The sequence below is a fragment of the Aliidiomarina maris genome (assembly GCF_003987335.1).
In the GTDB taxonomy this organism is placed as follows: domain Bacteria; phylum Pseudomonadota; class Gammaproteobacteria; order Enterobacterales; family Alteromonadaceae; genus Aliidiomarina; species Aliidiomarina maris.
Window position 1 is genome coordinate 1 of sequence record NZ_PIPK01000022.1, and the last position, 9,167, is coordinate 9,167.

At 46.2% G+C, this 9,167-nt stretch carries 7 protein-coding genes and 1 pseudogene; 3 read left to right on the plus strand and 5 right to left on the minus strand.

The features are described from left to right. Positions 1-141: 141 nt before the first annotated feature. From CWE07_RS13995 to CWE07_RS14015, 5 genes are read right to left on the minus strand one after another with little or no spacing between them, the layout of a single operon-like run. Complete coding sequence (locus tag CWE07_RS13995; protein WP_241974155.1) at positions 142-669, minus strand: DUF411 domain-containing protein; 528 nt, start codon at positions 667-669, stop codon at positions 142-144. 45 nt (positions 670-714) lie between these two features. Continuing rightward, positions 715-1,614, minus strand: coding sequence for a copper resistance D family protein (locus tag CWE07_RS14000; RefSeq protein ID WP_111570586.1), 900 nt, complete (start codon positions 1,612-1,614; stop codon positions 715-717). Between the two features lie 17 nt (positions 1,615-1,631). Further along, positions 1,632-2,060: a copper resistance CopC family protein gene (locus CWE07_RS14005; RefSeq protein WP_241974156.1), complete on the minus strand. Its 429-nt coding sequence runs from the start codon at positions 2,058-2,060 to the stop codon at positions 1,632-1,634. A gap of 17 nt (positions 2,061-2,077) precedes the next feature. Beyond that, entirely contained in the window at positions 2,078-3,262 is a 1,185-nt protein-coding gene (locus CWE07_RS14620) for a copper resistance protein B (protein WP_111570587.1), read from the minus strand. Beyond that, positions 3,259-5,073 (minus strand): copper resistance system multicopper oxidase, encoded by a 1,815-nt coding sequence (locus CWE07_RS14015; RefSeq protein WP_111570588.1) that lies wholly within the window; start codon positions 5,071-5,073, stop codon positions 3,259-3,261. The genes CWE07_RS14620 and CWE07_RS14015 overlap by 4 nt, the downstream gene beginning before the upstream one ends. A 155-nt stretch (positions 5,074-5,228) precedes the next feature. On the opposite strand from CWE07_RS14015, the gene CWE07_RS14020 reads away from it, so the two are divergent. The 3 genes and pseudogenes from CWE07_RS14020 to CWE07_RS14035 form a co-directional block, all read left to right on the plus strand. After that, on the plus strand, positions 5,229-5,918 hold the full coding sequence (locus CWE07_RS14020; protein WP_111570589.1) for a heavy metal response regulator transcription factor: 690 nt from the start codon (positions 5,229-5,231) through the stop codon (positions 5,916-5,918). Next, positions 5,908-7,302, plus strand: a complete 1,395-nt coding sequence (locus tag CWE07_RS14025) for a heavy metal sensor histidine kinase (protein WP_111570590.1) — start codon at positions 5,908-5,910, stop codon at positions 7,300-7,302. Before CWE07_RS14020 ends, CWE07_RS14025 begins: the two co-directional genes overlap by 11 nt. A 328-nt stretch (positions 7,303-7,630) precedes the next feature. After that, positions 7,631-9,037, plus strand: a pseudogene (locus CWE07_RS14035) (IS1634 family transposase); the annotation flags it as partial. Positions 9,038-9,167 lie beyond the last annotated feature (130 nt).

A 9,167-nucleotide genomic window follows, 5' to 3' on the forward strand; every position in this document is an offset into this window, starting at 1 on the left:
GGTTATGTACGGGTCGCCGTACTTAATAAATTAACACGCCTTGGGATGCCTGTGAGCGAAATGGTGCGCTAACCCCAGGTGGGAAAGGGGCAATTTTACCCTCGGTACGGATTTGATCAACAAGGCCGTTACTAGTTGCTGTTAAAACTGCATATCATAACCATCTACTTTAGCGTAAACCTTGCTAGTACCATCTTTAAGGAATACCAATATCTCATACGGCATAAAACGGTCGCCCACTTCCATACCTGGTGAACCTAATGGCATGGCTGGTACCGTAAGGCCAATAGCATTGGCCACTGGTTCGGCTAAAAACATAAGGATATATTTTGCTGGAATATGGCCCTCAAATACATAGCCATTCTCAGATACTGCAGTATGGCATGAGATATGATTGGGCTGAATGCCATAACGATTTTTAATAAAGCTTAAATCATCATAGTCTTTTGCGATAGCTGTTATGCCATTTTGCTCAATATGCGAGATCCATGTCTTACAGCAACCACAAGTGCTGGTTTTATAAACGGTTAATAAAGGCTCGCGCTGTTGTTGGCTCACCACAGGCTCTGCCGTAACTTTCGGATCATTATTAGTTACAGCGGGTTCAGAGCATGCTGTTAGCAAAAATACTGCTGCAAATAAGGCAGTTAAAGTTGTAATTTTTGGCACAGGGCTCTCCTAAAAAATAAGTCTTAATAACAAATAAAGCTAAGATTAACTTTGTGGTCCAACAAGTGTTGTAAACACGCTAGTCGTCACTAATACTGAAACCACCAATAGCGTTTCAATGAAAATTGACAGCCGCAGCGGTTGGGCATTTTTATGCTGCGCCAACTCAGCAACAAGTTTAAGTTTATGCCAAGCTGCTAACAGCAACATACCACTGACAAATATCAGCTTTAACATCAATAACTGACCATAATTGGTAGTGAATAAATTGCTAATAGGCTCTACAAGCTGCAGTAGTAATAGCACACCACAAGCGATTAATATGGATACAAAAAACACCGCTACCTTGCCAAAGTTTTCCATTAATGTCACTAAACTATCAGCTGGCAACGCTTTACAACTTTGATGTAAGGGCCACAAAGAACCAGCCCAAGCTGCCATGGCAAGTATATGCAACATTAACAAGCCTTTAAACACCGTATTAAGCGCTACCGTATGGCCCGCAAAAGTAAAGCTAATTGCTAGCAGAATAAACCCAGTCACTGTGACTATTCTTAGTATGGTTTTAAACCTTGCCAGCTTGTTTATCCCCCACTCACTAAGTAACAACAGCGTAAAACCGACAACAATGAAACTGACTTGGCTACCCACTGCCGACTGCCACATGATACTAAGCATTAAGGAGTCAAACATACCTGTTAAGCCATTTCCAGCCATAGCACCGGCTTGAAGTGGCAATTGCAATAATGATACTACTAGGCCAAAACCCGCCCACTTTAAAAACCAACTGCTAAGCCAGCCATCATAAGCCTCCAGCTTAGTATCAGTAGTACTTAACTGCTTTGATCGTAAAGTTTGCATTAATATGCTGCCGACACAACTGCTGACTGCAGCATAAGTGGCAAACTTTGTTAGTAATAGCATTAACTCCCAATGGCCAATCATCACTCGGTTTCCTTCTACTAATGCTGATGAGAATGCGACTGGTGATTAAGTGACTGATTAGAAGGCTGTTTTGCTTCCATCTTCATATCGCCATGGAGCATAAAACTATAATCACCGGTCATTTTATGGCCATCTTGGCCCATAACAATCCAACTCACCTGATACTCGCCCTCTTTAAGGGTTGGCAGTGGCCACTCAAATTCTGAGGCGGCTGTAGCTGAAGCCGCAAAACCAAATTTAACTGCTTTTTTCTCTGCATCAATTAAGCTTAATTTCATCATCCGTACTGGGGCACTGAATGTCAGCTTTAACGTTGCAGGGCTTTGCATTAACATCGCCTCATCTGCTGGTACTGTCTCAGTTAAATCAACATGTGCAGACACCGTAGTCGCCATTAATAAAACAGCTATAGCACTCACTATTTTTAATGTTTTTAATATTTTCATTTTTATCACCTTAATTATTAAAACCAGAACCGCACACCCGCGACCACACTCGTAGTAACAGTCGCTTCATTATTCGCTCGGGCATAGTCAGCACTATTACCATACTTAGCCATCCATTCAACGCCGATATAAGGCGCAAACTGGCGTGAGAACTCATAACGTAAACGCATTCCAGCATTTAAAGACGCTAAGCCTTTTCCGATACCATTAATGGCATCGTCTTTACCATAAGCAGTTAATCCCACTGAGCTTTGTAAGATTAAACGTTGCGTGAATAGCAATTCATATTCAGCTTCTGCTGCTATGGCTGTCCGCCCAGAGTTGCCTAAATAGGCAGTTACATCGACCTCAAACCAATACGGCGCTAAGCCTTGGATACCCAATGCCAACCACTGCCGACTTTCACCTTCCGCATAGGTATCAAATCGGGCTCCGAGTTGGGCATCCCAAAAAGTATAAACCGCACGGCTCCATAACAAATCGGTTTGGCTTTCTTCCAACTTACCATCGCTTACCTCACCATCCAGCTTTATTGCTAGTCGATTAAAAGTAGTGCCATACCAGCCTTGTAATTCAAATGCTAAGCTATCCGTAGCAAACTGGTGCTCCAACGTATCTGCTCTAATTGCGTAAAAACGGTGTTCATCTAGCAGTTTTAACTGGCGACCGCCGCCTATAGCATAAGGCCCGTCGGCTAAGGTATAACCGCCAGAATAAGCATGAGGATCTCGGGCATCTGCAGGCGCTTTTCCGCCCTGCATTTTCATATCGCCATGATCCATTTGGCTATGATCCATTGCCATATCGCCATGGTCCATTGCCATATCGCCATGGTTCATCTTGCTATGGTCCATCTGGCTGTGGTCCATCGCCTTATCGTCATGGTCCATCTGGCTGTGGTCCATCGCCTTATCGTCATGGTTCATCTTGCTATGGTCCATCTGGCTGTGGTCCATCGCCTTATCGTCATGGTTCATCTTGCTATGATCCATTTCGCTGTGGTCTATTGCCGTATCACCATGCTTCATCTTGCTATGATCCATTGCGCTGTGGTCCATCGCCTTATCACCATGCTTCATCTTGCTATGATCCATTTCGCTATGGTCCATTTGGCTGTCTGCCATCACCCCAGCATTTACTAGCAATAAACTCGCTGTTAACGCAATCACCGGCGCGCTACTGACTAATTTTATGATTCTCATGACACCACCACTTCTCTAAACATACCTGCATCCATATGAAATAACAGATGACAATGCCAGGCCCACCGTCCTACATCATGCGGCGTTGTTAAAAAACTAATTCGCTGAGCAGGTTGCACCGGAATAGTATGGCGTCTGACTTGGACTTCACCACTTTCACTTTCTAAATCACTCCACATTCCATGCAAATGCATAGGATGAGGCATCATAGTGTCGTTTTGTAAAATCACCCTAACGCACTGATTTAACTTCATATGCACAGGTGTACTTTGGCCAAACTCTAAACCATCAATTGACCAGCTATAGCGTTCCATATTGCCAGTTAGGTGCAATTCAATTTCAGCTTCAGGACGCTGTGGTTCAATAACGTTTTCTAGTGAATGCAGATCGGATAACGTCAGCACTTTTCGGCCATTATTGCGTAAACCAATGCCCGGATCGTCCAAGTTAGTTCTTGGCGTATCTACCCGCATATCAACCGAAGGGCCATATTCAGTACTGGCATGGCGCACTTGCGTGCTGGCTTTAGCATAAGCAGCGGCCGGCCCTGCATGCTGACTTAAATCCATCGGCATAGCTGCGCCATGTTGGCTATGATCCATAGCGCCCTCTGTCATTGAACCGCCATGGGACATATTGCCCATCATGTCGGCCATCGCTAACCACTCTACTGGATCGACTGCCGGTACGGGTGCATTAATATTGTCGGCTACCGCTAGGGTGCCTCGAGCATAACCGGTGCGTTCTATGGTCTGGGCGAAAATGGTATAAGCATCAGATTGCGGTGTGACCAGTACATCATAGGTTTCACCCGGGCCAAATCGGAATTCATCAACGGTTACTGGATGGACATTTTGGCCATCTGACTGTACTACGGTCATTTGCAGTTCCGGGATACGGACATCGAAGAAGGTATTGCTGGCGCCATTAATAAAGCGCAAGCGAACTTTTTCGCCTTTTTTAAACAGGCCTCGCCAATTGGCCAGCGGTGTGCTGCCGTTAAATAAGTAGGTTAGTACAGCGCTTGACACATCTCCCAAGTCTGTCGGGCTCATGCGCATTTCTTGCCACATTTTACGTTTTGATAATGCTGAACTAAGCCCTTTTTCTGACAGGTCTCGGAAAAAATCTCGTACTGTTGGTTGATTATAATTGTAGATATCATCTTGCACTTTTAGTTTACTAAATACTTTCATCGGGTCATCATCGGTCCAGTCTGAAAGCTGTACCACATACTCCCTATCAGCAACGATGATATCTTGCTCTCTAGGCTCGATGATTAGTGCACCGTACATGCCAGTCATTTCTTGGAAGCCACTATGAGAGTGATACCAGTAAGTACCGCTTTGCTGCAGTTTAAACTTATAGACAAAGGTTTCACCGGGCATAATGCCCTTAAAGCTTAAGCCTGGTACCCCATCCATTTGATAAGGTAAAATAATGCCATGCCAGTGAATAGAGCTAGGCACCGATAAGGTATTGGTCACTTTAATCGTCACCTCATCGCCTTCGCGTAAGCGCAGCGTTGGTGCCGGAATAGAGCCATTAATGGTGGTTGCTGTACGTACTACACCGGTAAAATTGACTAAGGACTCAGCAATAGTTAGCTCGATAACTTTGCCGCTTAATTCTGGTGCAGAACCTGTCGCGGCATTGTCTTTAAAAGAGCTACCGGCGCGAACAACGTCTTTAAAAGAGCTACCGGCGCGAACAACATGCGGGAAACCCGCTATAACGCCTCCGACGGCAAGACCTTGTACAAAGCGGCGCCGCGAGATAGAAGCTGGTAATTTGAACTTGTTATCATCCATTTATATAACCCTTGAGCTTATTTATTTCATCTAGCTTAGCTATTTATAACTGTCAGCAACATGACTCTGACATGACAAAGTTGTAATCTTGTTGTCATCGAGCTGACAGCCTGTGTATTGCAAGCTATCAGTTACCCCTATTTACAGGAAAGGTTATGCGATTACTGATTGTTGAAGACGAAATCAAAACGGGTGATTATTTAAAGCAAGGCCTCACTGAAGCGGGTTTTCAAGTTTCACTGGTTAGAAACGGCTTAGACGGCCATCACCTTGCAATGACCGAAGTATTTGATCTGATTGTGCTGGATGTGATGTTGCCTGATGTTAATGGCTGGCGGATAGTACAATCTATTCGCGAAAGCAATAACCTTACGCCAGTATTGTTTTTATCCGCCCGTGATAGCGTTGATGACAGAGTTAAAGGCTTAGAATTAGGCGCGGATGATTACTTAATTAAACCCTTTGCTTTCTCAGAAGTGTTGGCGCGGGTACGCAGCCTAATACGCCGCGGCCAAACCATAACCACCCCAGATTTACTTCAGGTGGCCGATTTACAATTAGACGTCCCCAAAAGAAGAGTCATGCGCAGCGGAGTCAAAATTGCCTTGAGTAATAAAGAGTTTTCTTTATTAGAGTTATTAATGCGCCGCAGCGGTGAAGTCTTACCCCGATCTTTAATCGCCTCACAGATTTGGGATATGAACTTTGATAGCGACACCAATGTTATTGATGTCGCAATAAGAAGGTTACGGGCTAAAGTAGACGATGATTTTATGCCAAAATTAATCCACACCGTGCGCGGCATGGGCTATAAACTTGAAAACGAGCAAGCGGATGAAGCATAACACTAAACGGCCACTGTCCTTGACCCTGAGAGTGGTACTGTCTGTCGTTGTCACTATTGCGGTTTGTTTACTGGTTGTTAGGCAACTGCTTATCAGTTCTATAGAGCACCATTTTATCGAACAAGATGCCGATGAACTTGGCGTTATTGTTCACTCTGTTCAGCAAGTGTTCCTTAAAGAACCTACAGATCCGAAAACTTTAGCTCAATCATTATCGCAAGCTGTTGCCAGACATCATGGCGTGTATTACCAAATAAACAATTCTCAGCAGCAAATTATTTATAACAATGCTAATTTTGATTTAAGCCAACTTACAGATACTGATGAATCGATAGATACATTTAAAATTGAAAATATCCAACACTGGCAATATCAAGATAAAGCCTATCGGGGTATTGCTCTGAACATAGCCACTGCAAACGATAACTACCGGTTAATTACAGCGATTGATATGGATTTTCACATCCACTTTTTGCAGCAACTCGGTCAAAGTCTTTGGGTGATTCTACTCGGTTCCTGCCTCCTTACTTTATTAGCAGCTTGGATTGCGGTGCATCAAGGTTTAGCGCCACTTAGAGGACTAAGTGACAATATGCGCGACATTCAAACCAGCAAACTCGACATTAGATTAAACGCCAACGAAGTACCTTCTGAGTTAACGCATATGGTGCAGTCATTCAACCACATGCTAAACCGCTTAGAGGATGGCTTTACTAAGTTATCGCACTTTAGTGCCGACATTGCTCACGAAATTCGCACCCCTTTAACCAATATTATTACCCAAACCCAAGTCAGTTTATCTCGGCAACGAACGGCTGAGGAATACCAAAACGTGTTATTTTCGAATTTGGAAGAGCAAGAGCGGCTTAGCAAGATGGTTAGCGATATGCTGTGGTTGGCTAAAAGTAAAAATGGTTTAATCACACCAAATAAACAGCCTTTAAATATTGCCGAAGAAGTCGCGGCCATATTCGAGTTTTTTGAAGCGTTAGCAGACGAGGCCGGAGTCAAACTCGCGTTTACCGGTCAGCTCAGCGTCATTAATGCCGATCGCACCTTACTAAGGCATGCTTTAACTAATTTATTGTCAAATGCGATACGACACACAGCTTCTGGACACAGCATTATAGTCAACAGCTATCAGCAAGCTACTAACACGCTTTGTATCAGTGTCGAAAACCCTGGCCCAGCAATATCCGCCGAGCATTTACCTTATTTATTTGAACGTTTTTATCGCGCCGATCAATCAAGACAACGCCACAGTGATGGTGCAGGTTTAGGGCTGGCTATTACTAAAGCGATTATCGAAGCACATGACGGTGATATCACCGTGACCTCAGATCAAAATCTCACACGTTTTGTCATTACACTACGCATGACATAACTATAAACCCCTGATAAAACCCTGCGCAATGTTAATTGCGCAGGGTTAGTTTAATTAGCTAAAGACATCAAAAGCAATATCAGATTCAGGCACCCCTTTATCTCTAAGTAACCTTATGGTGTCATCCATCAACCCTTTGGGCCCGCATAAGTAGAACTCAGGATCACCTTGCGCAACGATATTTTGTCAATTTAATGCCAGCACATGTTGGGCATAGCCGGTCGCACCTAACCAATCTTTCCGTCATTCCGCACCATAATAAACTTTTTCTGAGGGCTTGACAGGGAACAGCGGTTTTGATCTATTACTGCTTTTTGGGCAGCAGATCATGACAGCACCTTCCTACGGCATTAAAAACCTCGATCATCTGGGCCTTGTTGCAGGCATGTGCCAGGAACTGCAGCTGGCCGAAGCCATCGACGCGGTAATCCCCAAAACCAATACGCATCATGTCTCTCACGGGCAGGCGCTGGTGGCGATGATTCTCAACGGACTGGGGTTCCACAGCCGCACCCTGCACATGTTTCCGGGTTTCTTTGCCGATAAACCCACCGAACGGCTCATCGGCCCGAGCATTCTGCCGGAACATTTGAATGATGACACCTTAGGAAGGTGCCTGGATGCGCTGTACGAAACCAATGTCTCCATTCTGTACCAGGTACTGGCCGAGCGGGTGGTTGAGAAGCTGGGTCTGAAGGCGGATTCGGTGCATCTGGATATCACCAGTTTTCATGTCGATGGTGAATACGCCCGAGCGTCCGACGATGAAACTGGATGCCTCCGTCTGGTCCGGGGGTACAGCCGCGACCACCGGCCTGAACTGAACCAGGTGGTGCTGGAGCTGATGTGCGAGAATCAGGCTGGTATTCCGGTGTACATGCAGGCGCTCAGCGGCAACACCAACGACCAGAAAGCCTTTGCCGAGGTGGCGCGCCTGCATCTGAAAAGCCTGAAAGCAGCGCAGCAAAGCCGTTATCTGGTGGGCGATGCGGCCCTCTATAATGCGGACATCCTCCGGGACCTGCAGCGGCAGGAACAGTTGTTTGTGACCCGGGTGCCGATGACGCTCAATATCGCCAAACAGCATGTTCGTGAGCTGGACGCCACGAAGCTGGAAGAACTGGGCGATGGCTATCACGGCTGCTGGCTGGACTCGGATTACGGTGGCGTATCACAACGCTGGTTGCTGTTGCGCAGTGAGCAGGCTGCCCGTCGGGAGCAGGCGACCGTGGAAAAGCACCTGAAGAAAGACAGTACGCAGGAGTTGAAGCAATTCCGTAAGCTCTGCACCAGGCGCTTTGCCTGCGAGCAGGATGCCTGGCAGGCCCTGGACGAACTTCGCCTTTCACTGCGGCTGCTGCGTCTGGAGCAGATGACATGCCACGCCTGTCCGGTGTACAGCGGACGGGGCCGTCCCGGCGCGGACGAACAACCGCAACGCTACGAGTACCAGCTCAGTGGCCTGGCCGTCACCTGTCTGGATAATGTCGCCGACGCACGAGCGCGCACTGGCGTGTTCATTCTGGCTACCAATGATTTGAACGGCCTGAGCATGCAAGCGTTGCTGGACACCTATAAGTCGCAGCAGCGGGTTGAACGCGGATTCCGCTTTCTGAAAAGTCCGGAGTTTCTGACTTCGGCCGTGTTTCTGAAAAAGCCGGAGCGCATTGAAGCGCTGCTGATGGTCATGACCTGTAGCCTGATGATTTACGCGGCACTCGAACACCGTATCCGCACCGTAAGCGCTCATTCTAAAGCGTTCTGTTTTCACTAACCGTGTAAGGTTATCGTTGTGCTCCCAACTTTAGAGGAGCTCTTTTATGGCACGTAAACATCGCACACGCGAGCAATGGCAACAACTTATT

Bases quoted from the DNA above. Each gene is read 5' to 3' on its own strand.
- CWE07_RS14005 (WP_241974156.1), bottom strand. From the start codon at position 2,060: ATGAAAATATTAAAAACATTAAAAATAGTGAGTGCTATAGCTGTTTTA.
- CWE07_RS14025 (WP_111570590.1), top strand. From the start codon at position 5,908: ATGAAGCATAACACTAAACGGCCACTGTCCTTGACCCTGAGAGTGGTA.
- CWE07_RS14020 (WP_111570589.1), top strand. From the start codon at position 5,229: ATGCGATTACTGATTGTTGAAGACGAAATCAAAACGGGTGATTATTTA.
- CWE07_RS14620 (WP_111570587.1), bottom strand. From the start codon at position 3,262: ATGAGAATCATAAAATTAGTCAGTAGCGCGCCGGTGATTGCGTTAACA.
- CWE07_RS14000 (WP_111570586.1), bottom strand. From the start codon at position 1,614: ATGATTGGCCATTGGGAGTTAATGCTATTACTAACAAAGTTTGCCACT.
- CWE07_RS14015 (WP_111570588.1), bottom strand. From the start codon at position 5,073: ATGGATGATAACAAGTTCAAATTACCAGCTTCTATCTCGCGGCGCCGC.